We start from the raw sequence: 26,975 nt of genomic DNA on the forward strand, positions 1-26,975 counted from the left end.
ATCTCATCCTGCCTATCATGTGTTTTCACAAATGTCTATCTGTGAGTTTAGATCACATATTTCGACTGTGCCTTCTCCACCTTGGAGATATAATTCTGTGTTTCGGAAGGCAAACGGTTAAGTACACTCATCAGTTCGCTATCACTAGACACGCCCAGACGTGAAACACGGCCCGGTCCTGCATTATATGCAGCAAGTGCCATCTTCACTTCTCCACCGAAACGCTGGAGCTGAAGGGAAAGATACTTCGTACCCGCATCAATGTTCTGGGCAGGATCAAATGAATTACTCACACCCAGCCCTGCAGCCGTACCATCCATTAACTGCATAAGCCCTTTGGCACCCGCGGAGGAAACGACATTTGGGTTAAAATTGGACTCTGTGTCAATGACGGCCTTGATCAATGATTCAGGAACACCGTATTTAGCACTTGCCTCGGAAATCAAAGATTCATAATCCGTAGGTACAGATGCACCGGAATCCACGATTCCTGTATTGGATGAAGATAATAAAGACCCAACGATGTTATTGGAGACAGAGGACGATCCTGCCGTATTTATATCCGGATTGTACGTGCTTCCGAGTTGCAGCCACAACAAACCATCACTGGATCTTTTGGAGACCTTAGCGGTGGAATCCGTATTACTCGTTGAATTGGCACCCGTACCTAACAGCCCGTCCATCACATTGGCGAAATCCGCTGTTGAACCAGCATCCGATTGTGATCCACTAGTTTGGTTATTCACATTGGACAATTGCAGTTCCAACAACTGCCGCGATCCGCTTGGATCAATCTGCATGAGTTATACCCACTCCCGTATAATTAAGCGTATTATGACCTTATTCTACATGGTTTTACAGCAAGGTTCCATTGTTTTCAAAAAAATATATGAATCTTCCCACCTAACCTGCACATATACGAAAAAAACCTTCTGTAATTCACCGCATTTGGGTGAGAACAGAAGGCTGTTGAATGAACATTTTACACTCTAGCGAGCAAATGGAATCATGAAAAAATAACTCAGCGTGGCTACAATACCGAGTCCAATGGACCAAGCTCCCGCTGTTTTCCGACCATTGACATATGCATAGTAACCCAGAACGGCTGCCGCTGGTCCAAGTACGATTGACCACATGAACAAGGACGCGATGCCAAAGGCCAGCCCCATATAACCTGCGACCTTGCCTGTTGACTCCATGACACGGTCTGCCTCATGTTTCTCTGGTACAGGTTCTGAGCGTTCGGTACCTCCAGTTCTTACGACAGTCGGAGGAGCGACCTCTGCCCCGTATTCTTCCCGATGTGTTTTTCTGGGATAATCGACGCGCATACGCTTTTTTTCACCTTCAACATTGGTTTCAGGGCGATCTTTAAAATTAAACTTATTATCGTCATTTTCCATTTGGAAGCACCTCCGTTATGAAATAGGGATGACTGCTCACTTGGGTTTGAACGTGTGACAGCATGTTGCAGAGGATGTGCGTGCATGATCATGGTGATCGGAGTCAAATGTCTCACCGGCAAATTCCTCATGCAGACGACGGGTGGCATGTTGGTCAATGTCAATCATGATGGCATCAGCTTGGCAGAAGTTGTTCTCTCCCCAAAAGTTGCAGTTGGAGACGCTGCATTTGACTATAGGTTTGTCTTGGCTCATTTTTTATCACCTCGACTACTATTGTCTCCTCGCCTCAAACCTGATATTCCCCCGTCAAAATGCCAGATGATGACATGATCAACCTCGTCTGATCCTCACTGAAAACACAAAAAAAACCGCCACAAGGGCGGTTTCGTCCAATTTCATATTCAGGTTTAAACGTTCATTAGGCGTGATTTCGTTGATTTTGCATACGGCGCTGAGTCAGGTAATCACTTTCATAATATGCCAGATCATCGCGCAATTCTTCGTACGTTTTGGAAACCTCAAGAATGACATCCCGTACTGCACGGATTGGCTTGTCACGGAAACGAATGGCATCTTGTCCTGTGTAAGCGTATCTTCCGTCTTCGGAATAACATTCATTTTTGGGATAGAAAAAGCTGTTTACGCATTGGTGATACGTATTATAAAGAGCCTTTTCGGCAAAATCGACATCAAAGTTGGCACGACGCAGCACAACGCCAAGTTTTTCGTAAGAAACTTCAGAAAAAACGAGCAAATGACGGAGATCTGAAAGAAATCCTTTGTAGAAGGCTGTTGATTCTTCCGTCTGATTCTGATCCAGTTCAGGCAAAGCATTCTCATTCAAAAATTTTTCAATCCGATCGATAGCCGGTTTTAACTTTTCCCTAGTTGACTCACATGTTTTCTGTACATTGGCTGCTGACATAAAGGTAGCTCCCCCTTAAATAAGTCCTTACATATAGGTCGGCCAACGGTGGTTTTCCCCTGACCTTTGAATTCTCAGCTATAATCCTACCATAAAAAGATGACGAGCGGTATCCCTTAATCATGCTTTCCGCTTCTGCCGTTAAACATGCCTATTATACGCAGTCAGACTCGAACTCGCCTGCATAAAAATATCCGCTTTTTCTAACGATAGATATAACCAGTGACAACGATGAAGCACTGTTAATGATTGTCCAAAATGAACGAAGGAGGTTCCATCCACCATGTCCAGACCGAAATGGATTAACTGGGCCCTTGCAGCTGGTGCAGGAGCACTCGCCCTGACACTTCTGCTTCCAACATCCAATCGTCCCGAACCTAAGCCAGGTGCCCTGTCTGACTCTGCTCATGAGGAGCACACGAGTAAGCAGCGTCTGAAAGTGCAGGATGTTAAAGCAACCGATCTTCTGACCCGTATGGATGCCAAGCAACATCTCAGTATCATGCTGGAGAAAACCGCCACAATGAATGCTGCGCAGGTTAACCGATATGTGAATGATCTCCAAAGTTCACATGAACATATCAGATCCATTCATCTCATGAATACCAATGGCTCTTTTAACAAGCCCTTTGATCACGCCTCCACACAAGGAAGCAAGTTGGAACAACAGAAGCTTCAACATGCGTTCAATCTTGCCAAAAAAGCGGTAAACAAACGTCAAAGTTTTGAATCCTCTTCTTTTCCTTTGGGAAAAGAAAAATATTTTGTTATGGGGCAACCCTCCAAAGATGGGAAAAGAGCTGTCATTGCTTTGTTCAGCCAGAACGTATTAAATGCTGTTGAACAACATCAGCGCAAAAATCTGCGCATGATCCCTTATCCGCGTGAGGGCAAATTCAAAATTGAATCTGTTCACCCGGATACGCTTAACGAAATCACAGTGAAGACCGGACATGATAATGCCAATGCCAGTCATTTTTATGAAAATGAAATCGTCATCCGTTTTCGCCAGGATCCCGGTGAACGGGACATGCGTATCATTAAATCTGATCTGAGAGCGCAATCTGCGCGCAAGCTGGGATACACATATGTTTTTCGGTCAGAACACATGAGTTACAAGCAATTGCATAGTTATTTCGAAAGCAAATGGAATCCACTCTATATGGAGCCCCACTATATGTATTTAACCAATGAAGCCGTAACTGAACAAACAGATGTAACGATACCCAATGACATTTTGTTCTCCGATTATCAGTGGAACCTGCCTGCGATTGAGACAAACAGAGGTTGGAATATCACCAAAGGAAACAAAGATGTCATCGTTGCGGTGGTTGATACGGGAGTTGATATGAATCATCCTGACCTGAAGGGCAAACTCCTTGAGGGTTATAATGTGGTCGAGCCGGGAAGCCAACCGATGGATGATGTGGGACATGGGACACACGTCGCAGGCATTATCGGCGCTATTGTCAACAATAACGAAGGCGTTGCAGGCATGAGCTGGTATAATAAGGTACTCCCGGTTAAAGTACTCGACAACTCGGGTTCTGGTACCACGTATGCCGTTGCCGAAGGCATCATCTGGGCAGCGGATCATGGAGCCAAAGTTATCAACATGAGTCTGGGCAATTATGCTGATGCGCAATTTCTTCATGATGCCATTAAATACGCTTTTGACCGGGATATCGTCCTGATTGCAGCCACGGGGAACGATAATACAGAGCGTCCAGGATACCCTGCTGCTTATCCGGAAGTATTTGCCGTATCTGCTACGGACCCGGATATGAGCAAAGCTTCCTATTCCAACTATGGGGATTATGTAGATGTGATGGCTCCAGGGTCCAGTATCGCCAGTACCTATCCAAACAATCAGTATGCGGCCTTGTCTGGAACGTCCATGGCTAGCCCCCATGTAGCCGCACTTGCAGGTTTGATCCGTTCGTTGAACCCGGACTTGACCAACACGGAAGTGATGGATTTGATGCGCCAAAGTGTTATTGACCTCGGTGATCCGGGTCACGACAAGTATTTCGGCTATGGCCAAATCGATGTCTATAAGGCACTGCAAGCCGCATCAGGCAACAGCGCTCCTTTGCAATTCTGGCCGCAACATGTCAGACAACAAATGGATAATACGATGAAAAAGTATACTCATTAATCGTAATAACTCTACTCCGTAAAAATTCAAAAGCAGCTGCGCCCCGGGGCGTACGCTGCTCTTTTGGTTTATATCCAATTCCCCGGGGCACCCGCTGCGCTTAGCGCTTGCGAGAAGATGTGCGGGCTTTACTTGATTTTTTTACGGATTTTTTCTTCGGATTATGGCTGGATACATAACAAGGGTCTTCTTCTTTGACAACAACAGGATACATGTGGTGATGAATCGGAACACAGTGATGTTTTTTGATCACTTCAATCGGGTGGATTACAGGCACGATTTGTGGGATGTAATAATCCTCAACAACCTGGATCGGGTCACAGACAATCGGGCAAAGCGGTGGACAGTAATGGTTCATTTCAAAACCAACTCCCTTTCTGGTGATACTATAACCTATTGCAGCAGATCGAAAGTGGATTGGATGTATGTCCATAGTCCGAAAAATTATATGAGCGGTAGCCTGTCCGCCACTGTCCCACCCTGCCCAGGTGTTACTCTGTCAATGACTTGGCACAGTACACGAAGTCCTTCACACAAAAGCTCAACGTTTGTTACCGTGAAACAGATACGCAGACTTGGTGTATCCATCTCCCCTACATAACAGGCGGAACCGGGGAGGAAAGAAACCCCTGCAGCAAGTGACTGATGATGCAACTCACGCATATCCAGGTTACTCGGAAGTTGGAGCCACAGATTGAGTCCTCCCTCTGGCAATCGCCATTGCATACCCGGAGTAGCATGCTGTTCCAGCACTTCGGATGCTGCGCACAAGCGAGAATACAATTCATCCCTCAATCGGGATACATAGGCACCATACTGATTCTGAATGAAAGATTGCAGCGCCTTTTGTGTAAGCAGCGGACTCCCTAAATCCGCCGTAGATTTCGCGGCCACAAGCCGGGTCAATACACTTCCGTCTGCGATGGCGCAGGCTATACGGCAACCGGGAGAGAGCACCTTGCTGAAGCTTTTGATATATACGACATGACCTGTCCCATCCATCGATTTAATGGACGCCGGAGGAGGCTCACGAAAATAAAGATCTGCAAAAGGATCATCCTCCAGAATGAGGCAGTGGTAGCTTTGCGCGAGATTAAGAAGCTGTGCCCGTCTTCTTGCACTCATCGTGATCCCTGTTGGATTGTGATAGGTCGGGATCGTATAGATCAGCTTGGGTGGATAGGTATCACATAATCGGGTCAACAGATCAATACGCATGCCTTCGTCATCCATCGGGACCGTAATGATCTTCGCGCCTCTACTCGTAAATACATCAATGGCTCCGGTATAGCTTGGTGCCTCCATGTATACTACATCCCCAGGTCCGACAAAAGTCCGTGCCACAAGATCGATCCCCTGCTGAGCACCACTTGTAATTAACATGCGTTCAGGTGTAGCCTGTAGTCCACGCTCGGCAAAATGTTCGGCAAAGATCTGTCTAAGCTCTCGATCTCCCTGAAAAGATCCGTAAGCTGCCATACGCTCTGTATGATCAGAGGAGAGTCGGTAGGCGCTATCGATAATCTCGCGTGTAGGCAACAGTTCAGGCTGAATCGCTGACATATGAAGTTCATACCGTACTTGAGGTGACGTATCAAAATGTCTCCAGAGCTGGGCTCGCGGTAAATAATCCACCAGTGCCATCTGCCAATTCCATGACGTACTGGATTCACTGTTGGCATGGTTTCGCTGCGTTCGGTCCACATCCTCCATCTGATCCACCTTCAATGCACCTCTCACATAACAACCTTTCCCCTGGGAGCAGGTGATCAATTGAATCGCTTCAAGTTCAGCATACGCTTTGGATACAGTGACCAGGCTGACACCCAAATCCGCAGTCATTTTACGAACAGAAGGAAGCCGGGTTCCGGGTTCAATGAGTCCTGATCTAATGCGATCGGCAATCGTTAGCGCAATCTGCACGTACAATTTGGTACTGCTTCCCCGCTTTAATTCAATATGCATATGTGCTCCCCCAACTGTTATGATCTTCATTTTACTGTTATAGTGTAGTCCGTCTATTATAGTTTATAATATCAGTATAACAGTGAATAACAGGAGATGAGAATAACATGAGTATCCCTTGGTCCAAAATGGCACAAAACACCCCGTCCTCTGTCGTTCGCGACATGCTCCAGGCCGCTCAGGCACCTGGAATGATCTCACTAGCCGGTGGATTACCAGCCCAGACTTCATTCCCGCTGGAAGCCATCCGCGTTGCATATGAAAAAGTATTTATGAGCGGAGCAGCCGCTCTTCAATATGCGGAGACTGAGGGTTACCGTCCTCTTCGCGCCAAAATTGCCGAACGTCTTGAATCCAAGGGCATTCCCGCTTCACCCGATCACATGCTTCTCACTACGGGTTCACAGCAATCCATTGACTTGGTTTGCCGCATCCTTCTTGACCCGGGTGACCGTGTATTGGTTGAATCACCAACCTACCTCGCTGCTCTGCAAGTCATTCATTCCTATCAGGCTGAATCTCACGGCGTAGCCTGTGATGATCACGGTATGTTACCTGAATCTCTGGAGGAACAGCTCCAGTTGCATCGTCCAAAACTTGTCTATATTAATCCAACATTCTCCAATCCTACGGGAAAAGTGTGGTCGCGAGAAAGAAGACAGCAGGCTGTGGATCTGTGCCGCAAGTATGGTGTACTCATTCTGGAAGATGATCCCTATGGTGAAATTCGGTTCAATCCGGAGCAATTGGATGTCCCTGCACTCGCAGAACTGGATGCAGTATCCTATGACGGCCCTTCCAACGTTATCTACACCAGTACATTCTCCAAAACGGTAGCACCTGGCCTTCGTACGGGCTGGATACTGGCTGCTCCCGATATTGTCAAAATGGCAGCACGAGCCAAACAAGGTGCCGACTTGCACTCCAGCAGTATTGACCAAAGAGCGCTTCATGCACTGCTTGAATCTTTCGATCTGGATGCGCATATCCGCCATATTTCAGAGGATTACGAACAACGCATGAAAACACTGACGACTCTCATGGCAGCCAAAGCCTGGGAAGGTATCTCGTGGAATTCACCACAAGGTGGCATGTTCTTGTGGCTGCAACTACCTGAAGGCATGCTGGCAAGCAATCTGTTCACTTATGGTATCCAGGAGAAAGTGTGCATTGTCCCGGGTGATTCCTTTTATGCAGGTACACCAGAGTTAAACCGCATGCGAATCAACTTTACTCATACGGACCCTGAGCTTCTTCCGGAAGCCGTGGAAAGAATGGATCGCGCCATCCAACGTTGGCATGCTTCCTTAACATCGGACAGTGTTGTTACACTGTAATGAACTGTCATAAACGCTTCGCTATTCCATTAACGTATGAAGGTTAATAATTTGATATGAGAAATAAAAATAAGGCGGCAGACCCGAGAATCTCGGAACTGCCGCCTTATTTTTATAGAACCTGTTATAAACAGGAGTTATGTTTTTTCAGATGTTCATGGGTCCTTCTGATCAGTCAGGCCATCGGATGATTCATACGAGTTTGTCCTTGACTGATAGGTGGACTACATTGTGTTGCAATAGTGTTGTTGTAGTTAGGAAAGCTTACCGTAAGCCGGGTTCTGTGCTCTTCGTGGTTCATACGGGAACTACCCTCCCACCAGAAGCGACAATCATCTATCTAGGCCATACATTGCTGCACAGCTCAAGCGACCAACCTAGACACACCTCGGGCTAAGGTTGCCTCCTCCGAAAAGGCGGCTGTGTCCCATTAGGTCTTGCTCCAGATGGGGTTTACCAGGAACGAAGTCACCAGCGTTCCTCGGGGTCTCTTACACCTCGGTTCCATCCTTGCCTGTGCCGGAAAATCCGGCCATCGGCGGTCCATTTCTGTGGCACTATCCTTCAACTCGCGCTGACTGGACGTTATCCAGCATCCTGCCCTGTGGAGCCCGGACTTTCCTCTCGTGGCAACAAAGGCCACCAGCGATTGTCTGTCAAGCTTTCCGAACAACATTACATAGTATACAGGCATTTAGGTTCCCAGACAAGCTTAATATTACTGGAAACCACATAGCAAAGGTCTTTTTAGATAAATTGGAATACTTCCGTATTTACCTCTGAAGCTGTAACTTGCGTATCATATCGTTTTTCTTCCAAACGGGAACGAAGCCAATCTGCTGTTTTTGGTTTCATAATCTTCTCGGAATTATGTCCCGGGTCGATGATACACATACCTGCCATTAACGCATCATGAGCCGTGTGATAATCAATATCTCCGGTCACAATAACATCCGCACCTTTGAAGCGGGCAGTCAGCGTGTAACGGCTGCCAGAGCCGCCAAGAACCGCTGCTTTTTTGATCTGCTTGTTCAGATCTCCTACTACACGCACATGAGGCACATTGAATTGGGTCTTCACGACCTCCACGAGCTCACCTAATGTCTTAGGCTCCCTAAGGGGTCCCAAGCGTCCCAGACCAAGCGTACGGCCCTTTAAATCCATTGCATAGAGGTCGTAGGCCACTTCCTCATACGGATGAGCCTTTAGCATCGCCTGAACGACCTTACTGCGCAGACTTTGGGGTACGATGGTCTCAATCCGCATTTCTTCCACACGTTCCATCTGCCCTTGAGTACCGATAAACGGTTGAGTCCCTTCACCAGGTACAAACGTTCCTGTACCTTCCGTGTTGAAGCTGCACTTGTTATATTGACCGATACTCCCCGCTCCGGCTTCCAGAATGGCCTGAAGAACCTGTTCATGATGGGTACGAGGCACAAACACAGCCAGCTTGTACAGATGATCTGTGTGGACATCTTCCAGCGATTCTTTACTCTCGATGCCAAGTGCCTCGGCCATCCAGTCATTCATACCACCCTCGGCCACATCCAGGTTCGTATGACTGATATAAACAGCAATATCATGCTTAATCAGCTTTTCATACAATTTACCCATAGGTGTATCTGTACTCAGTGACTTAACCGGACGGAAAATGATCGCGTGATGAGCGATAATCAGGTTGGCACCAATACGAATCGCTTCGTCCACCACTTCATCCGTCACATCCAAAGCTACTAATACGTGACTGATTTCTTTTTGCAAACTGCCGAGCTGCAGACCAATGCGGTCATCCGGTACAGCCAGATGTTTGGGAGCGAGTTGCTCCATCAGTTGAATTACAGTTTGACCTTTGGCAAACATGCCAAAACCTCCTTCAAGTTTGCGATAAGACGCTCTACCTCAGCCGCCTTGTCCCGGGAAGAATCCTGATCGGATTTGGAGATCGAGTTTACAACCCCTTGCAGCTTGATGATCTCACTTTCCCATTTGGAAAAAAATACATCCGATGGACGATCCACCAAATAAGGTCCCATCCGCAGCAACAAATCTTTCGTTAATTCTGCCCCGCCTTGAAGCGGACGTGCACGATACACCTCTACATTGGCAATCGGGCTTACGGATTGTGGCATCGCCGTTATAATCTCATAGATCTTGCCATCTTCTTCGAGCAACTGTTCTGCTACAACCACCCACTGATGCTCCAGCAGCCAGCGTCTGAGTATATCTTCTCCCACATTTGGTTGCAAAATAAGTAACTGGACTCCTTCCAGTTTGGATAAACCTCGGTCCAAAATAGAGGCAATCAGGGCACCACCCATGCCTGCAATGGTGATGACATCCACTTCTCCTGCAGAGATTACATCCAATCCGTCTCCACGGCGTACCGTTATTTTTTCTTTTAGGCCAGCATCGCTGACTTGTTTGCATGCAGCATCATAAGGGCCAGGATTGACTTCCCCGGCTACTGCACTTGCAGCTTTCCCACTGCGGATTGCGGCTACTGGCAGCAACGCGTGGTCTGAACCGATATCAGCCATGCGGCTGCCATCGGGAATTTGATCATGTATTCGCTGTAATCGATTCGAAAGTTTCATGAAGCACCTACACCATTCATTTAATTTATTGATTTGCATTGAACAAGGAAAAGCGATAAAATAAAATCCAATAAAACATTTCAAGGATGAATTTCCAAAACCAAGAAATCAAGACGTTTAAATTAAAAATAAAGGAGACCCCGCCGCCGCTAAAGCGTCTTGCGGAAAGTCTCCCATAGTTCGATTATTCGAGGAAATCCTTGAGTCGTTTACTACGACTCGGGTGACGCAATTTACGAAGAGCCTTGGCTTCGATCTGACGAATACGCTCACGCGTAACACCAAATACCTTGCCGACTTCCTCCAGCGTTCTCGTCCGTCCATCGTCCAGACCAAAACGTAGACGAAGCACGTTCTCTTCACGTTCAGTCAGTGTATCCAATACATCTTCGAGCTGTTCTTTCAGCAACTCATACGCAGCAGCATCCGCCGGAGCAAGTGCTTCCTGATCCTCAATGAAGTCACCCAGATGGGAATCATCTTCCTCACCAATCGGGGTTTCCAGAGAAACCGGTTCCTGGGCAATCTTCGTAATTTCACGAACTTTCTCTACACTCAGATCCATCTCAGCAGCGATTTCTTCTGGTGTCGGTTCACGCCCAAGTTCCTGCAACAGCTGACGGGATACCCGGATCAGCTTATTAATCGTCTCCACCATGTGCACAGGGATACGAATTGTACGCGCCTGGTCAGCAATAGCACGAGTGATCGCTTGGCGAATCCACCATGTAGCATACGTACTGAACTTGTATCCTTTTTTGTGGTCGAACTTCTCAACCGCTTTGATCAGACCCATATTACCTTCCTGAATCAAATCAAGGAACAACATTCCACGTCCAACGTAACGCTTGGCGATACTGACTACAAGTCGAAGGTTCGCTTCAGCCAGACGACGCTTGGCTTCTTCATCCCCGTTCTCAATCCGTTTAGCCAGTTGTACTTCATCATCTGCCGACAACAGTGGCACACGACCAATTTCCTTGAGGTACATACGGACAGGGTCATTGATTTTGATACCTGGCGGCAAGCTCAGATCATCATCAAAGTGGAATTCGTCCTCTCCCTCTCTGGTGTTGTTCTCGGAATCTTCACTAGGACGAAGTGTAACCTCTTCATCATTTTCATTCACTACATCGATACCCAGATCGCTCAGTTGCTCATAGAACTCATCCATTTGCTCTGCATCCTGCTCAAAAGGAGAGAGTTTCTCTATAATTTCCTTGTAATTCAGCGAAGCTCTTTTTTTACCTGATTCAATCAATTGATCTTTAACCTGATCCAGTGTCAATTCTGTTTCTAGTTCAGTATGCTGATCATTCGCCATAACTCGACTCCCTCCTCCCTAGAAACATCTAATCATCAGACGTTCACTGTCTCTCTAGGGCAATCATTTCAATTGCAATCTGTGCCGCGCGTACAGAATCACCTGCCCGCTCTGCAGCAATCATTTCTTCTTTTTTCAAATCGTACTCTTTTTTACGCGGATACTTCAGCACTTCCCTGATGCAATCATCGAGCATTTGAATACTCCATTCACCTGGACCATCCATCATCGAGATTGAACTGACCGTTTTTTCCAAGCGATCGTCATGCAGTGAAGACATAAAACGGCTTGTATCCGACGGTTTGCCTTGCGCATAGTAGGCATATAGATAAGCAGCAATAGCTGCATGATCATCCAAGTTAAAAGCTTCACCAAGATGCTCATTCACGTACTGGGCAGCCTCATCATCCTGCAACATCCAGGCAATCAGTTTGCGTTCGGCAGCGTGATAAGCCGGCAACAGATTCGGTGTAGGCACCTGCCTATTTTGTTGCCTACCATTATTCCACCTTTTCGGGTTATTATCCCCGTACTGGAGGTTATTTTTCATTGCCTCCCGTTCTTCATTACACTCCTGCTTCAATGTTTCGAAGGATACGTCCACTTCTGCAGCCAGTTCACGAAGATACACTTCCCTCTCTGTTGGAGAAGGTAAGGGTGCAATCAATTTTACTGCTTCTTTCGAATAGGCGATTTGTCCGCCACCCTCTAGCAGTATATGGCTTTTTTTTAAGTTTATAAGTTTAAATTTTGTAGTTGTCACGGCACCATCCACAATCTGGTTTCGGAACCGTTCACCACCATGCTTCCGGATAAAATCATCCGGGTCAAGTCCCTCGGGTATGAGAGCCACTTTGACCTGCAATCCAGCTTCCTCAAGAATGGGGGAATTTTTGAGTGCAGCAGCCTGTCCTGCTCTGTCGCCGTCATAACATATGATGACTTCGTCGCACATGCCTTTGAGCATCAGGGCCTGATTCTCGGTTAACGCAGTACCCATTGCCGCTACACCATTCTGGATATCCTGATCCCATGCGGAGATGACATCACCATATCCCTCAAACAAAATGGCTTGTCTTTGTTTGCGAATTGCATTTTTGGCATGATGCAGATTATAGAGAACACGGCTTTTGTTAAATAACCGGGTTTCCGGTGAATTTAGATACTTCGGTTGCCCATCTCCCAATATGCGTCCTGCAAATGCAATTGGCTTACCGCTCCTGCCATTAATCGGGAACATAATCCGGTCTCGGAATCGATCCACATATCCCTGACCTTCATTTCGCGGTGACAGAAGCCCACCCTTTTCCATCTCTTCGAGCGGATAGTTACGTTTCTCAAGAAATTGTACCAGTGTGTCCCAACGATTTGGTGCGAAACCAATCTGGAACTGGTCGATCAATTTGTCGCCAAAACCTCTTGAGCGTAAATACTCCATGGCTGACTTGCCATGCTCTGTATTTTTCAACAAAAAATGATACAGCTTCGCGGTAAGCTCATAAGCCTCCAATAGACGTTCAGTCTCCGGATTCACATGAGCAGATTCACGCCCTTGCCAGTCCCCCATAGAGATGTGACTTTCTTCCGCCATCGTCTTGACAGCCTCGGGAAAGGATAACCCTTCGATTTCCATCCTGAATTTGATGGCATTTCCACCCGTGCCGCAACCGTAGCAGTAGAAAATTTGTTTCTCAGGTGTAACGGTGAACGAAGGCGTCTTCTCGGAATGAAAAGGACAGAGGCCTTTCATATACTTCCCCTGTTTGGTCAGATGCACAAATCGGCTCACCGTATCGACAATATCATTCTGCTGTAACACCGATTCAATAATACTTTCGGGTATACCGCCTTGTCCGGTACTCATCTCTGGCCACCTTCATCTCTTCAACACGTAAATATAATTCGATAAACTTACACATTCTCCTGCAAATCTTTTAAAAGTTTTGTCAGTTTATGTTGAAACATTTCTCGATCCTGCTCTGTGAAAGGCTTTGGACCTTTTCCGTAATGGCCTCTTTTTCGTGCTTTGGCCGCAGTATGACGAGAATCCAACATGAAATCAATGTCACGATCGTTGAATTCACGACCACGAAAGGACAAAACATAACAACGTTTGCCGAGCGCAAGTGCCGCAAGTCCATAGTCCTGAGTGATAACCACATCATATGGCTTAATATGATTAGCAATATACAGGTCTGCGCTCTGATCACTGCGATCCACTTGCACGGTTCGTACCCCTTCTCCTCCTTGAAGCAAATGATCAAATGAAGAGACTAACAATACGGGGATGTTGAAAAGGCGAGCGGTTTGCGCAATCTCAGTTTTGACCGGGCAAGCATCACCATCCACAACAATGTGACGTATATTTAACTCACTCAAACCCAGACCACCCGGTTTCATAAAATAGCTGCATATTGTTATATACGACCCCGGCCAGGCAAAATCCTTCTGGCACAACAAGGGAAATCAAAGGCTAAAATACGGAGCGGTTGTAAAAAATACATTTCACAACCCGTTCCGTATATTTATACCCTCATATATCCTTCTTTAATACTGAATTTTAGCTTTGCGCCAAGTTCGTGGAAAAGGACTCATGAAATACACCCAATTACCAAACCAACTTGGAAAAATCAGCAAATCCTTTCAAGTCACGATCAATAGCCGCGAGCAAGGCAAGTCGATTTGCCCGAACAGCTTCATCTTCGGCCATAACCATGACCGAATCGAAGAATGAGGTAATACCATCCTTCCAGGCAGATGCAATAGCCAGCGCTTCAGCAGCATCATGCTGAGTCAACGCCTGACGATATTCTGCATTCGTTTTGCTCCATGCCTCATGTAGCTGACGTTCTCCATCTTCTGTGAACAGTTCTGGATGTACGGAAGCATTGGATGCTTTGGCAGCCAGATTACCTACACGGTTGAACGATTCAACCGTTGTTTTGAATGCGTCTCCTGTCAGAACAGCCGCCATCAACGCTTCACCTTTTGGTACCACAGCGCTGATATCATCGAATCCCGAAGAAATTACGGCATCCACTACGTCGTAGCGAACAGTTTCGGACAACAATTTTTTCACACGAAGACCAAAGAAGTCTTGCAGATCTTTACGAACCTCTTCATCTGCACGTTTCAACAGGTTCATCTGTGCATGCACTTGAAGTGCTACTCCGAACACGTCTGACAATGTCAGCGGAAGCTTGTGATCCAGCAAAATCTGTACAATCCCTGCAGCCTGACGGCGCAGCGCGTACGGATCTTGGGAACCCGTTGGAATAATGTTGATGGAGAAACAACCCACGATTGTATCCATTTTGTCCGCAGCACTCACAATGGCACCAACAAGAGAAGCAGGAGATTGATCTCCAGCGAAACGTGGCTGATAGTGTTCGAATACCGCTTTGGCCACTTCTTCTTTTTCGCCAGCTTTACGAGCGTAATCCTCACCCATCACACCTTGCAGTTCCGGGAATTCACCCACCATCAGTGTCACCAGATCGAATTTGCAGATATCTGCTGAGCGGCTAACGGATTCAGCAACATCACCGGATACTTGCAGTTTGGCAGCAAGTCCATCGGCAATCTTGCGAATACGGCGTACTTTATCTCCAACCGTTCCCAGCTCTTCCTGGAAGACGATACTTTCCAGCTTCGACAATGCATCCTTAATCTGTAGCTTCTGATCTTCCTCATAGAAGAACTTGGCATCAGACAGACGTGCACGCAAAACTTTTTCATTCCCTTTGGCAATAACGTCCAGTGAATCACTTCCACCGTTACGTACCGTCACGAAGAATGGCAACAATTGTCCTTCATTGTCCAGCACAGGGAAATAACGCTGATGCTCACGCATGGAAGTAATCAATACTTCTTGTGGAATATTCAAGAATGAGGAGTCAAATGTCCCGAACAATACGGTAGGTGTTTCCACCAGGAACAGGACTTCCTCCAGCAAGTCTTCCTTAATCGCGATATCCCATTTTTTCTCAGCAGCCAGTGCCTGAATCTGGGATACAATCATCTGTTCACGTTCCTGGATATCAACAATGACATGTTCTGCACGCAACACTTCCACGTATGAAGACGGAGTGGAGATCACGGCCTCCTTACCGAGGAAACGATGTCCGCGAGTTACATTACCCGATTTAACACCTGTCACTTCAAGCTCGATAACTTCACTGCCAAACAAAGCTACAATCCAGCGGATTGGACGTACAAATTTGAAATCATAGGAAGCCCAACGCATGAATTTCGGGAACGTCATGGCATGTAATACAGAAAGTAATCCTTCGCCAACCACGGAAGCTGTCTCCACACCTTTGCTGCTCTTTGTTGCATAGATATATTCAACACCGTTCAGTTCCTTGAACGTGAACTGGTCCGGTTCAACACCTTGACTGCGGGCGAATCCGAGTGCAGCCTTGCTCCAATTGCCACTGTCGTCCAGGGCAATTTTGCGTGAAGGACCTTTCACTTCTTCCTCGATATCTTCCTGTTTTTCAGCCACATTTTGAATCAAAACAGCCAGACGGCGCGGTGTGGCATACGCATTCACTTCACCATAAGCAATGCGGGATGCGTCAAGCCATTTCACGACACGCTCTTGCAGCTGTGCGATTGCTGCGCGCATAAAGCGTGCAGGTACTTCTTCCAGCCCGATTTCAAACAACAGATCCTTAGACATGCTCGGCTCCCCCTTTCTTGATCAGCGGGAAGCCTAGCTTCTCACGCTCTTCCATATATGTTGCAGCGACTTGGCGAGCCAGATTACGGACACGTGTGATGTAACCCGTACGTTCCGTTACACTGATGGCCCCACGTGCATCCAACAGGTTGAACGTGTGGGAACATTTCAGCACATAGTCATATGCCGGGAATACCAGATGCTGCGCCATGGCTTTGTTTGCTTCTTCTTCATGCATGTTGAAGAGTGTAAACAGCATTTTGACATCAGATACTTCAAACGTATATTTGGAGTGTTCGAATTCTGGCTGACGGAATACATCACCATAAGTGATACCTTCCACCCATTCCAGATCAAACACATTCTCTTTATCCTGAATGTAAGAAGCCAAACGCTCCATACCATACGTAATTTCAACAGCTACCGGATTTGTCTCGATTCCACCAACCTGTTGGAAATACGTAAATTGTGTAATTTCCATTCCGTCCAACCATACTTCCCAACCAAGACCTGCACAACCAAGGGAAGGATTCTCCCAGTTATCTTCAACAAACCGAATATCATGTTTGAGCGGATCAATGCCCAGACGTTTCAGACTTTCCAGATAAATTTCCTGAATATTGTCCGGTGAAGGCTTGATGATTACCTGGAACTGATGATGCTGGTACAGCCGGTTAGGGTTCTCACCATAACGTCCGTCCGAAGGACGACGGGAAGGCTCCACATAGGCCACTTTCCAAGGTTCGGGTCCAAGCGAACGCAAAAAGGTCATCGGGTTCATCGTACCTGCCCCTTTTTCCGTATCGTATGGCTGGACAATAATACAGTTATGCTCGGCCCAGAATTGTTGCAGCGTTAGAATCATCTGCTGAAAATTCATAATCATGCTCCTTTTCAATGGTTTGTTAGCAAGCTTAGGACGGTGAAGACAACAATAAATAGCCCCCGTCCTACGCCTGTTGTACAGACGTAGGGACGAGAGCTATTCCCGCGGTTCCACCCTACTTGGCTTAGATCAAACAGGATGATCCTGTTCGTTCCAGCCCACTTTTCCGTGTCCATTCATGCTCCCGAGTGCCGTTTCAAAAACCGATTCAGCCAGGCTCCCACCATCCCCGACTCGCTCATTCATGATTCTCAAGTGTTATACAACGACTTGTCTCCATAAATGCAATAAATCCAGTCTTTTACTTTCTCGTTCAATGCATGTCTCATAAAGAGAAATTATATTTCATAATATATAAAATCTAGTATGAAGTCAAGATATAGTTTCGCTTCCACCAAAACGCCTCAAATCCCGTACTTCTCCATCTGATCGAGGAAAGAACGGGATTTAAGATTCAGACCGAGCTGATGATCCATAAAAGCACGCATCAACTTTTTGATCTCATCACGGGTAGACTCACTCACTGATATATTCCCCAAGCGTTGCAGATCCAACTGCGCGAACAAACGCAACAACTTCAGAGCCTTTGGACTAACTGACATCGCTGGAGGATCGAAATGTTTGCATGCTCGACACAAGACGCCACCAAGTCTGGGACTTATAAACAACTGCTCATCTGGTCGCTCCTGATTGCAGGAGATGCACTCATCGAACTGTGGACCATATCCGGATGCCTGTAATATTTTCATTTCGTACAGACTTGTAATAACAACCGGATCTTTCTCTTCCTTCAACGCCTGCAAACACGCCTTTAACTGTTTGAACCAAAATGTACCTGTCTCTTCATCCTGAAGCACCCGATCCAATAGTTCACACGCATAAGAAGCATATGAGGCCTTGACCAGATCTTCACGCAACTCATGATAAGATTCAACAATTTCTCCAGCGTTCAGTGTGCCTAGACCTGTATTGCGAAAATATACATATTGACCATACGTAAACGGCTGCACCAGTGCAGCATGTCGGCTCTTGGGCTTTTTGGCACCGCGGACGAGTACCCCTACTTTCCCGCCGCTTTCGGTGCAAAGCGTAATGATTTTGTTCCCTTCGCCGTAGTCCATGCTGCGGATGACAATCCCTTCCACCCTGTATAGCATGCCTCGTCACCTAACCATTCCCGAATCAGCCAGTTATCCTTCGGCTTCTTCATCTTCAATCACTTCCCTTGCATTATCCGACTCCTGTCCTAACGAGTTACAAGCCTCGGTATATAACAAATAGGACTCTACATCCCCCGTCATCGCAAAAACCTTCCACGAAAAATCTCGCATCGGAATTTCATCCTCTCTTCGGAAATGACGTCTGCATCTACCAAATAGGATGGAGTCTTGCAAGGTAAACTATGTGTTGCAATTACTGGATACAATTCCGACGATTAGTCGCGGCCAAAGCCAAGGTCACGCAGAACTCTATCCTGATTTCTCCAGTCTTTTTTCACTTTAACCCACAGGTCCATGAAAATTTTGGAGCCAAGCAAATTCTGAATGTCGTGTCGAGCTCGTTTACCCACTTCTTTCAGAAGGGCACCTTGCTTGCCGATAATGATCCCTTTTTGGGAATCACGTTCCACAAAAATGACTGCTGAGATATAAACGACACCATTATCTTGCACTTTCATATCTTCGATAGTTACAGCAATGGAGTGAGGCACTTCTTCACGAGTCATTTGCAGAATTTTCTCACGAATCAACTCGGCACATACAAACTGCTCCGGATGGTCAGTAACCTGGTCATCAGGATAGTACTGTGGACCTTCAGGCAAATACTTGCCGAGCTGTTCCAGCAACGTGCTGACATTGCTGCCAAGCATGGCAGAGACAGGAACGATTTCAGCGAAATCGTGAAGCTTGCGATACGTCTCAATGAGTGGCAACAGCGCTTCCGGCTCAATTTTGTCAATTTTATTCATGACAAGAATGACAGGCGTACGAATATTTTTCAACTGTTCTGCAATATAACGGTCACCGCCACCCATGCCTTCCGAAGCATCAATCAGGAACAACGCTGCTTCTACTTCTCCAAGTGTGTTCAGAGCAGTCTGGTTCATGTAATCGCCAAGTTTGGATTGACGTTTGTGAATACCCGGTGTGTCCAGGAAAACGATTTGCTGATGTTCGGATGTATACACCCCATGAATTTTATTACGTGTGGTTTGTGGCTTGTCCGACATGATCGCAATTTTCTGTCCGATCACCTGGTTCATCAGTGTGGATTTACCTACATTTGGACGTCCAATAATGGCCACAAAACCGGATTTAAATGCTTGTTTTTTCATATGTTCCTCCTCAGGCGCCTAGGCCTGGAATATTGGTTTATTTTTTGGCAGAATTCAGATCAGAAGGCCCAAAAGCCCAAGGTAACAGTTCAGCAACGGTGGTCTCTTGCAGATCACCTTTCATGTTCCCCAAGATAACTTTCATATCCGGTTCACACAGTTCGTACATCACCTGACGACATACACCACATGGAGCAATCGGACCATCCGTGTCGCCCACAATGGCAATCGCTTTGAAGCTGCGAGGCTTCTGCCCACCTGCAATGGCACTGAACATCGCTGTACGCTCAGCACAGTTACCTGGTGTATACGCAGCATTCTCAATATTACAACCATGATGCACATGACCTTCACTGTCAAGCAAAGCCGCGCCTACACCAAAATGGGAGTACGGCGTATACGCCTTCGTACGTGCCTTAATTGCTTCTTGCATTAACAAACCGTTGTCCATTAATATTCTCTCCCTTAGGGTGCAATATAAAGTTAGTACCTACGAATTAAGTTCAACCAAAGCCAAATTCACACTAGTCACTCCGAGTCCAGAATAACCCTTCGATCGCTGTTATCCCCAGATTTTTTGATTCACTTTTTCAATGTGAAAATCCGGGGATAAAGGCGAACGCTTTGCTTCTACAGGTTTATTTCTGTCCTCTTCGTATCGTGTGATGTCTACAAGTTCAACTTAAAAAAGGTCTAACTTCACAAATTTGTGTAGTATTAAAATCAAATCAAAACAAGGTTAAAACAAAATCAGTACAAACCCAGCCAATTCATCACGGGCTTAATGAAAACGATACAACCGATGATGACGGCGAATACCGCAGCCAGCAGAACTGCCCCGGCCGCGGTATCCTTTGCCGCTTTTGCCAGCGGATGGATATGGGGGTGTGCCAAGTCAACCGCTGCCTCTACAGCCGTGTTCATCAATTCAGTCACCAGGACCAAAAAGACAGCGGTCAGCACAAACATCCAATCCGTTCTTGAGATTCTGAAAAAAAAGCCGGCTACACACATCAAAATAGCCACTCCCGTGTGAACTCTCACATTACGCTGAGTCCGCAACCCATATGCGATTCCTTCCGCAGCATTGCGGAATACCAGACCCCAGGAGCGCCTTTTCATTATCGTGTCAACCCGGCCTGGGCCAATACCGCTTCTTGTTTGCCCATCATTTCAGCCTCACTTGCTTCATCCTGATGGTCGTATCCGAGCAGGTGCAAGAAACCATGGACAAACAGAAAACCAAGTTCACGTTCAAATGAGTGTCCATACTCTTCACTTTGCAGGATGGTCCGTGGTACGGAAATGATGATGTCTCCAAGAACATCCGGCATTTCTTCCATTTCTTCATCTTCGTCCAGCTCATAGATAATATCGAGCTCTTCATCCACCGTTTCGTTCATCGCAAAAGACAGTACATCCGTAGGACGATCAATGCCGCGATAATCACGGTTCAACTCATGGATCTGCTCATCGTTCACAAAAGTCAGAGCCACTTCTCCGTCTGCAACACCTTCCGCTTCTCCGGCGAGATTCAGCAACTGTTCCAGCATTGCAATCATTGGTTCTGTAATTTCTTTATCCTGTTGTTCATTATTCCATGCCAGATTAAGACTCATTCCTTCATAACTCCTGTCTACTCATATTAGAGGTTGTTCAAAAAGCCCGCTTTTGATTACGAGAGATGCCTAGGGGCATCATCAGCATCGAATATGGAATTCAGCCGAAATGTCCGTTGCTCACGTAGTTTTCCCTACACTCCGCTACTCCATTTCTAGCTTCATCCCATCTTCTCGGTACTGAAAACCGACCTTTTTGAACACGAACTATCATTAAATTAGCCCGCTTCGGGTGAGGTCGGCTTTGGTTTCTTAATCTCCTCCGGATATTCTATCCTGGAGTGGAAGATACCCATCACCGTTTCCTTCAATGTTCTGGCGACGATATCCAGTTCACGCATCGTAAGGTCACAATCATTGAATTGATGATCGTCCAATCGTCCTTTAATAATCTTCTCAATCATGGACTCCACTTGCTCCACTGTCGGTTTGCGCAAAGATCTCACAGCAGCCTCCACACTATCGGCAATGCCAACAATAGCCGATTCCTTGGACTGAGCCTTCGGCCCAGGGTAACGGAAATCTTCTTCCGTGAAATCAGGCTCAACACCCGCTTCTTCAGCCTGGCGCAGTGCTTTGTGATAGAAATAGTGGAGAAATGTCGTGCCGTGATGCTGTTCCGCTATATCCCGAATAGGTCTCGGCAGCTTGTAATCCTTCTGCATTTCCACCCCATCGCGCGCATGGGCAACGATAATGGATTTGCTCAGTTTCGGATCAATTGAATCATGCGGATTCTCCATATTGTTCTGATTCTCAATAAAATAGATGGGGCGTTTCGTCTTGCCAATATCATGATAATACGAACCCACTCGGCAGAGCAATCCGTTAGCTCCTATGGCTTCTGCTGCTGCTTCGGACAGATTCCCTACCATAACACTGTGATGATAGGTACCCGGTGTCTCCGTCAGCAGCTTGCGCAGAAGCGGATGGTTCGGATTAGACAGTTCTACCAGTTTGAGCGCTGACAAAATGCCAAATGAAGTTTCAAAAAATGGCATCAGCCCAATGACCAGTATGGCAGTTAGCACGCCACCAGCAAATGCAAACCCAACGCCATACAGTGTCGTGGTTCGATTCCAATCGCCCGAGTCAATCAAAGCCAAGGTGAAGACGGCTATGGACCCGAACAAACAGACCATAATAGCCCCTTTCAGGATCGTGGATCGCTGGCTAGCCTTATGTGTTGCGAAGATCGCAACAAATGAAACCAATACAGCGAAGAACCCTAATTCGAAGTCAAAAAGTTGACCCTGATGCGTATTCAAAATAATGCTGGATAACATACCGATCAATATCGAACATACAAAGGCAAGCGACGTATCCAGCAATAAGGCAATTAACATCGCCCCTACCGCAACAGGTGCAAGGAAGCCCACATAAGACCTCTCATTGGTTTGGATAATCGCTGTCACATGCATAACCACAATCGTAATAATAAAAATGAGAACAAGCATCAACAGCTGCGCATTATTATATTTGAAATGCGTTCCGCTGCATTGCTGAATATACATCAGAATTGCTGCTGACAACAGGCAGGCAAACATAAGCAGACCAAGCTGTGGCCAGTAGTTCACTTCATTTTTCAGCAAATCATTCTCATCCAGCAAAGTATACATCTCCGGGGTGATCATCTCACCCTTGGCCACTAATGTGTCCCCTTGCTTGATAAAGACAGTTTGCGTGTTCTCACGCGCCTGAACTTTGGCTTCCTTGGTTCCCTCTTCATCGTAGAAGCGGTTAGCGGTCACCACGAGGCGAGCAAGCTCTTGCACGACCTCACGTTGCGTACGCTTACCAAGAGAGCTGACACTCACCATCTCGGCAACTTTGGCACGGGCAGTGGTTGCATCGCTGATCTGATCCGTCATTAACCGGGCAACAATATCCCTCGCAACTGGTTTCATCTCCTGGATATCATCCGATGTCAGACGTGAGATTTTGATGTAGGTTTCTTCGGGAATACGGTAGCTTTGCTCCTGTATCACATTTCTGATCTCTTCCAAAAGAGTCTCGGAGTATGTACCGGCTTTCCGATTATTATTGATATAGTTGGTCACAAAATCCTTCTGGCGCTGCGGAATTTCATCCCGATAAATATCAATCTTGTCCTGACTTGATATCTGATCATCCTGATTTAATCGATCTACACGGTCAAGCAGGGTAGTCATCAAATTTTCGTTTCGCAACTGGACAATCTGAAATATCGGCTGTACCCGTTCGGCAGCTTCTTCCTGTGCTTTGAGTGTGGCCTTGTTATTCGGAATCTGCATAGGCGCAGCAATGTCCACTTCACTCCGTGTCCCTTCCTGAATATCATACCGCTCAGGGAGCAGCTTGGAAGCCAGACTCACGTAGAAAAGAATCACCAGAAACAAAAACAGAAGATAGCGTGCCCACACGCTATACTTCCATCCTGTAGCCTTATTCTGAAAAGATTTGCCTTTTGACGGTTCCTTCGAGGTCACTTTAGACAATCCCTTTCTATGCTTGATTTTCTGCGGCGTGGTTGTAAGCCACGATAATTTTCTGGACGAGAGAATGCCGTACAACATCTTGCTCGGCAAAATAGACAAATCCAATCTCGTTAACTTCGTTTAAGATCGTATTCGCTTCCACAAGCCCGGATTTCTTACCACGCGGTAAATCAATCTGTGTCACGTCCCCGGTGATGACCATTTTGGAGCCAAAACCAAGACGGGTCAGGAACATCTTCATCTGTTCCGGTGTTGTATTCTGTGCTTCATCAAGAATGATGAAGGAGTCATCCAGCGTACGCCCCCGCATATAGGCGAGTGGTGCGATTTCGATTAAGCCACGCTCCAGTGCCTTAGCGGTCTGTTCTTGTCCCATAACGTCATACAGGGCATCGTACAGCGGTCTCAGATACGGGTCTACCTTTTCCTGAAGATCACCTGGCAAAAATCCAAGACTCTCTCCCGCTTCAACAGCAGGCCGTGTGAGTACAATGCGTTTGACGCTGCCTTCTTTAATTGCGGCAACAGCCAGTACAACAGCAAGGTAGGTTTTACCCGTACCGGCAGGACCAATGCCAAATACAATATCACGTTTTTTAATTGTAGTTACATAGTGCTTCTGTCCGATGGTTTTAACACGGATTGGTTTACCTCGGTATGTCGTCGTAATCTCGCCTTTGAACAGGTCCAATAGTTGGTCTGCCCGCATATCCTTGGCAAGTTCAATCGCATACTTCACATCTCTCTCGGTTAACACATATCCATTGCGTATCAATTGCAGTAACACATCAAATAATTGTTCAAGCGATTCCACCTGCTGTGCGTTGCCAAAAATCACAATCTCCGCTTCACGGGATGCAATCTGGGCGGGAATCTCGGATTCAATCAGTTTAAGAAAAGTATCTTGGGGTCCAAAAAGAGATTGGCCCTCTCCCGCACTCTGGAGGGAGATTTGTATGCTGCGTGTTTGCTCTGACAAATATCCTCATTCTCCTTGACTATGGACTAGCGGAAGTTCTTCCGCAATGCTTTCTTCTACTTCAAATAAGACTTTCATATAAACTTTACCATTCTCTTTCTTCTCATGCAAAATTTTTTCACTTATAATTTTTGTTCCTTTGCCGTTTTTGGCGATAATATCGTTCCTTGCTCCTTCCAATCCTTTTGTTCTGGCCCATTCTATCGTCTGTTGCTGCTCGTGCTCTCGAGTCTCCAGATCTTTCTCTGTCAGCCAACCCATGGGAAGTGTAAAGGATCGCCACGTCAATGGTTTATGGTTACTCTCGGTATCAAATGAACTGAACGGTGTACTTCCGTACCCCCACAGTTGGATTGCCCATTTCCCCAGCACCATGTAAAAACGTTCTTTGCTCTCACCTGTCATTGTATTATGTTTTTGCACCAGTGGAACCTCTACCTGATACTCACGCCATACCAGACCACGAACTTCGCCTTTGGCAACGATGGTTTTGGTGTTCTCCTCATCCCCGAGAATCCCCGAGATCAATACCTGACCCTTTTTGACACGCATGTCCTTCTGAACAACAGGGCGTCCCTGCTCCGCATAGATTTGAGTGACAACAGCATCTGACTTGCTGATCAGATGTCTGGGATTCAGCAATGGTTCGCGCTTTGGTTGGGCCGATTCTACGACCTGAATGGTGATGGTTGTCCCCTCTTTGCTCACGCCAATCCAGGTTACATCCGGAAGAGCGAGTGCAAGCTGCCTGGAGAGCTTGTCTTGGCTTTGCAAGCGGAACCCCCATTGGAAAGGGTATATACCCTCTTTCTTCGCTGCTGCAAGCACCTCGTCGGTGGGAATGGTGACGTTACCCTTGACCTCCACACTCCATACCATGGACGACAACGCAAACAAAGCTGCCACAAAAAACAGCATCCCCCCAAGAAAGAACTTCCTCCGCAATAATCGGGCCGCAAAAAAAGGGAAACCGCTGCGATGGGTTACTTTCACCCTGCAGCCTGTCCGTTTCAACACAGGACGCAACCTGAAAAAATGCGGCAGCAGAATGTTCATCTCTGCCACGCGTCCATCGTGAGCACGCAGGTTCCACACTTCCAGTCCCTGCTCTGCCACCGTGTTGATTAATGTTTCAATGTCTCCCCCAGTGACCGTGATTCGGACTGCTCCCCGCAGTTTATACAGACTGGGCTGCTTCATCCGTTCCCCTCCACTCCATTCATATGAATATCCAGAATCGTTCCTTCAACAGCTACTTCATCCGGCAAAATGTTACGTATCACCAAGGCAGTTCCTTTGATCTCCAACTGGCCTTGGGAAAGAGCCAACACGATACGATCCGGGGTGAAATGGATGACACCGCGATGATTCTCTATATACAGTTGCTTACTGCCAATCAGGGTTAACCGTGGCATATCATAAAGCACATCCTGCGGCAGATCCAACACTTCACTGGTCCATCTGCGCAGCTTGCGGCTGATCCGGGTCATTCGAAGGTCTTCCCCCTTCCTCTACAGTTCAACTTATGCGCAGATTCATGAATTTATGAAAATTCCGGAGCGTGTTAGGGACGAATGTTGAGAAAAAAGTAAGGAACACAGAAAAAGCCGTCTCAGGCGGCTTTCTGCGCACCAGAGACGGCTCTATTTTCTGTTCATTATGAAGACTTGTTTACAGTTTCCCTCTTGTACCAAACGGCTGTTTGGAACGAGGAGGACCCAGTACTTCTGCCCACAACACACCTGTACGAATATCGGCAGGGCGAAGCGGAGATGCTCCCGATTCATCGGTGTTGGGTATATCCCAACTGGAATCAGACACAACAGGTTTATTTGCAGAAGAGAAGCGATTTAATCTCTCTTGAATCAAACGCTCCTGTCGTTCCACTTCTTTCATTTGTTGCTCAAGCGAGCTTTCCATGTTGCTCAAAGAGTTCTCACTTTTGTAGTCACTTGCGGACGGAGAAGAAGGAGCAGGCTCCGAATATGGCTGACCATACTGATTCTCATATTGTTCATCTTCGTACCGATCGTCATACTGTTCATCATAACGGGGATCTGTATGTCCGGAAGACTGCTGCGGAGATGAATTGTCTCTTGAGCGTTCTTCCCGGTCTGAATCACCGCCGCCTCCAAACGTAGGCATCCCGCTGGCAGGACGCTTTTTGTTTGGATCAGCCGATTTGGCAGCTTTCCCCAAAAATGAGAAGAGCGCAAAACCGACAACAGCCACAATGTACAAGTTATCAAAAATCCATTCGAATAGGCCCATATGCACTCACCG

Annotated in this window: 26 protein-coding genes and 1 other RNA gene; 2 read left to right on the forward strand and 25 right to left on the reverse strand. The window is 46.7% G+C overall.

The window, feature by feature from the left end:
- Window positions 1–47 precede the first annotated feature (47 nt).
- The 4 genes from MKY66_RS20945 to MKY66_RS20960 all read right to left on the reverse strand — a co-directional run bounded on the left by MKY66_RS20945 (window position 48) and on the right by MKY66_RS20960 (window position 2,331).
- On the reverse strand, window positions 48–800 hold the full coding sequence (locus MKY66_RS20945; RefSeq protein ID WP_076211593.1) for a lytic transglycosylase domain-containing protein: 753 nt from the start codon (window positions 798–800) through the stop codon (window positions 48–50).
- 189 nt (window positions 801–989) lie between these two features.
- The gene (locus MKY66_RS20950; RefSeq protein WP_237175704.1) at window positions 990–1,331 is read right to left on the reverse strand and encodes a hypothetical protein; all 342 of its coding nucleotides are present in this window, start codon (window positions 1,329–1,331) and stop codon (window positions 990–992) included.
- Between the two features lie 108 nt (window positions 1,332–1,439).
- On the reverse strand, window positions 1,440–1,658 hold the full coding sequence (locus MKY66_RS20955; RefSeq protein WP_076211597.1) for a DUF1540 domain-containing protein: 219 nt from the start codon (window positions 1,656–1,658) through the stop codon (window positions 1,440–1,442).
- 166 nt (window positions 1,659–1,824) lie between these two features.
- Complete coding sequence (locus tag MKY66_RS20960) at window positions 1,825–2,331, reverse strand: YpuI family protein (RefSeq protein WP_062835484.1); 507 nt, start codon at window positions 2,329–2,331, stop codon at window positions 1,825–1,827.
- 283 nt (window positions 2,332–2,614) lie between these two features.
- Here MKY66_RS20960 and MKY66_RS20965 point away from each other — a divergent pair, with 283 nt between their 5' ends.
- On the forward strand, window positions 2,615–4,489 hold the full coding sequence (locus MKY66_RS20965) for a S8 family peptidase (protein ID WP_076211599.1): 1,875 nt from the start codon (window positions 2,615–2,617) through the stop codon (window positions 4,487–4,489).
- Window positions 4,490–4,589: 100 nt separating this feature from the next.
- Here the strand turns inward: MKY66_RS20965 and MKY66_RS20970 are convergent, their stop codons facing one another.
- Complete coding sequence (locus MKY66_RS20970) at window positions 4,590–4,847, reverse strand: hypothetical protein (protein ID WP_076211601.1); 258 nt, start codon at window positions 4,845–4,847, stop codon at window positions 4,590–4,592.
- Between the two features lie 86 nt (window positions 4,848–4,933).
- Entirely contained in the window at window positions 4,934–6,454 is a 1,521-nt protein-coding gene (locus MKY66_RS20975) for a PLP-dependent aminotransferase family protein (RefSeq protein WP_076211603.1), read from the reverse strand.
- A gap of 107 nt (window positions 6,455–6,561) precedes the next feature.
- On the opposite strand from MKY66_RS20975, the gene MKY66_RS20980 reads away from it, so the two are divergent.
- On the forward strand, window positions 6,562–7,791 hold the full coding sequence (locus MKY66_RS20980; RefSeq protein WP_036615022.1) for a PLP-dependent aminotransferase family protein: 1,230 nt from the start codon (window positions 6,562–6,564) through the stop codon (window positions 7,789–7,791).
- A 255-nt stretch (window positions 7,792–8,046) separates the two neighbouring features.
- Here the strand turns inward: MKY66_RS20980 and rnpB are convergent.
- From rnpB to MKY66_RS21075, 19 genes are all read right to left on the reverse strand, one after another.
- An RNA gene (gene rnpB / locus MKY66_RS20985) (RNase P RNA component class A) lies at window positions 8,047–8,456 on the reverse strand.
- A gap of 82 nt (window positions 8,457–8,538) precedes the next feature.
- A complete protein-coding gene (locus MKY66_RS20990) occupies window positions 8,539–9,654 on the reverse strand; it encodes a Nif3-like dinuclear metal center hexameric protein (RefSeq protein ID WP_076211605.1) in 1,116 nt (371 codons plus the stop codon).
- The gene (locus tag MKY66_RS20995) at window positions 9,630–10,388 is read right to left on the reverse strand and encodes a tRNA (adenine(22)-N(1))-methyltransferase TrmK (protein ID WP_076211607.1); all 759 of its coding nucleotides are present in this window, start codon (window positions 10,386–10,388) and stop codon (window positions 9,630–9,632) included. The genes MKY66_RS20990 and MKY66_RS20995 overlap by 25 nt, the downstream gene beginning before the upstream one ends.
- Before the next feature lie 184 nt (window positions 10,389–10,572).
- Window positions 10,573–11,712, reverse strand: coding sequence for an RNA polymerase sigma factor RpoD (gene rpoD / locus MKY66_RS21000; protein WP_062835490.1), 1,140 nt, complete (start codon window positions 11,710–11,712; stop codon window positions 10,573–10,575).
- Window positions 11,713–11,755: 43 nt separating this feature from the next.
- Window positions 11,756–13,576 carry a DNA primase gene (gene dnaG / locus MKY66_RS21005; RefSeq protein WP_076211609.1) on the reverse strand — a complete coding sequence of 607 codons (1,821 nt, stop codon included), beginning with the start codon at window positions 13,574–13,576 and terminating at the stop codon, window positions 11,756–11,758.
- A gap of 47 nt (window positions 13,577–13,623) precedes the next feature.
- The gene (locus tag MKY66_RS21010; protein WP_047843776.1) at window positions 13,624–14,112 is read right to left on the reverse strand and encodes a YaiI/YqxD family protein; all 489 of its coding nucleotides are present in this window, start codon (window positions 14,110–14,112) and stop codon (window positions 13,624–13,626) included.
- Window positions 14,113–14,320: 208 nt separating this feature from the next.
- Entirely contained in the window at window positions 14,321–16,396 is a 2,076-nt protein-coding gene (glyS, locus tag MKY66_RS21015; protein WP_076211612.1) for a glycine--tRNA ligase subunit beta, read from the reverse strand.
- On the reverse strand, window positions 16,389–17,276 hold the full coding sequence (gene glyQ, locus MKY66_RS21020) for a glycine--tRNA ligase subunit alpha (protein WP_017687252.1): 888 nt from the start codon (window positions 17,274–17,276) through the stop codon (window positions 16,389–16,391). The genes glyS and glyQ overlap by 8 nt, the downstream gene beginning before the upstream one ends.
- Before the next feature lie 410 nt (window positions 17,277–17,686).
- Window positions 17,687–18,439: a DNA repair protein RecO gene (gene recO, locus MKY66_RS21025; RefSeq protein WP_047843778.1), complete on the reverse strand. Its 753-nt coding sequence runs from the start codon at window positions 18,437–18,439 to the stop codon at window positions 17,687–17,689.
- Window positions 18,440–18,472: 33 nt separating this feature from the next.
- Window positions 18,473–18,613, reverse strand: coding sequence for a YqzL family protein (locus MKY66_RS21030; protein WP_074095877.1), 141 nt, complete (start codon window positions 18,611–18,613; stop codon window positions 18,473–18,475).
- Window positions 18,614–18,717: 104 nt separating this feature from the next.
- Window positions 18,718–19,617, reverse strand: a complete 900-nt coding sequence (gene era, locus MKY66_RS21035; RefSeq protein ID WP_076211614.1) for a GTPase Era — start codon at window positions 19,615–19,617, stop codon at window positions 18,718–18,720.
- 37 nt (window positions 19,618–19,654) lie between these two features.
- Window positions 19,655–20,068: a cytidine deaminase gene (locus MKY66_RS21040; RefSeq protein WP_076211616.1), complete on the reverse strand. Its 414-nt coding sequence runs from the start codon at window positions 20,066–20,068 to the stop codon at window positions 19,655–19,657.
- 299 nt (window positions 20,069–20,367) lie between these two features.
- The gene (locus MKY66_RS21045) at window positions 20,368–20,739 is read right to left on the reverse strand and encodes a diacylglycerol kinase family protein (RefSeq protein WP_076211618.1); all 372 of its coding nucleotides are present in this window, start codon (window positions 20,737–20,739) and stop codon (window positions 20,368–20,370) included.
- Window positions 20,739–21,236 (reverse strand): rRNA maturation RNase YbeY, encoded by a 498-nt coding sequence (ybeY, locus tag MKY66_RS21050; RefSeq protein ID WP_036674804.1) that lies wholly within the window; start codon window positions 21,234–21,236, stop codon window positions 20,739–20,741. Before ybeY ends, MKY66_RS21045 begins: the two co-directional genes overlap by 1 nt.
- 218 nt (window positions 21,237–21,454) lie before the next feature.
- Window positions 21,455–23,704: an HDIG domain-containing metalloprotein gene (locus MKY66_RS21055; protein ID WP_076211620.1), complete on the reverse strand. Its 2,250-nt coding sequence runs from the start codon at window positions 23,702–23,704 to the stop codon at window positions 21,455–21,457.
- Window positions 23,705–23,720: 16 nt separating this feature from the next.
- On the reverse strand, window positions 23,721–24,692 hold the full coding sequence (locus MKY66_RS21060) for a PhoH family protein (protein ID WP_017687243.1): 972 nt from the start codon (window positions 24,690–24,692) through the stop codon (window positions 23,721–23,723).
- A 6-nt stretch (window positions 24,693–24,698) separates the two neighbouring features.
- On the reverse strand, window positions 24,699–25,892 hold the full coding sequence (gene yqfD, locus MKY66_RS21065) for a sporulation protein YqfD (RefSeq protein WP_076211622.1): 1,194 nt from the start codon (window positions 25,890–25,892) through the stop codon (window positions 24,699–24,701).
- Window positions 25,889–26,182, reverse strand: coding sequence for a sporulation protein YqfC (gene yqfC, locus MKY66_RS21070; RefSeq protein WP_017687241.1), 294 nt, complete (start codon window positions 26,180–26,182; stop codon window positions 25,889–25,891). The genes yqfD and yqfC overlap by 4 nt, the downstream gene beginning before the upstream one ends.
- Before the next feature lie 181 nt (window positions 26,183–26,363).
- Window positions 26,364–26,963 carry a hypothetical protein gene (locus MKY66_RS21075; RefSeq protein WP_076211624.1) on the reverse strand — a complete coding sequence of 200 codons (600 nt, stop codon included), beginning with the start codon at window positions 26,961–26,963 and terminating at the stop codon, window positions 26,364–26,366.
- Window positions 26,964–26,975: the final 12 nt, after the last annotated feature.

It is taken from the genome of Paenibacillus sp. FSL R5-0766 (genome assembly GCF_037971845.1).
GTDB lineage: Bacteria > Bacillota > Bacilli > Paenibacillales > Paenibacillaceae > Paenibacillus.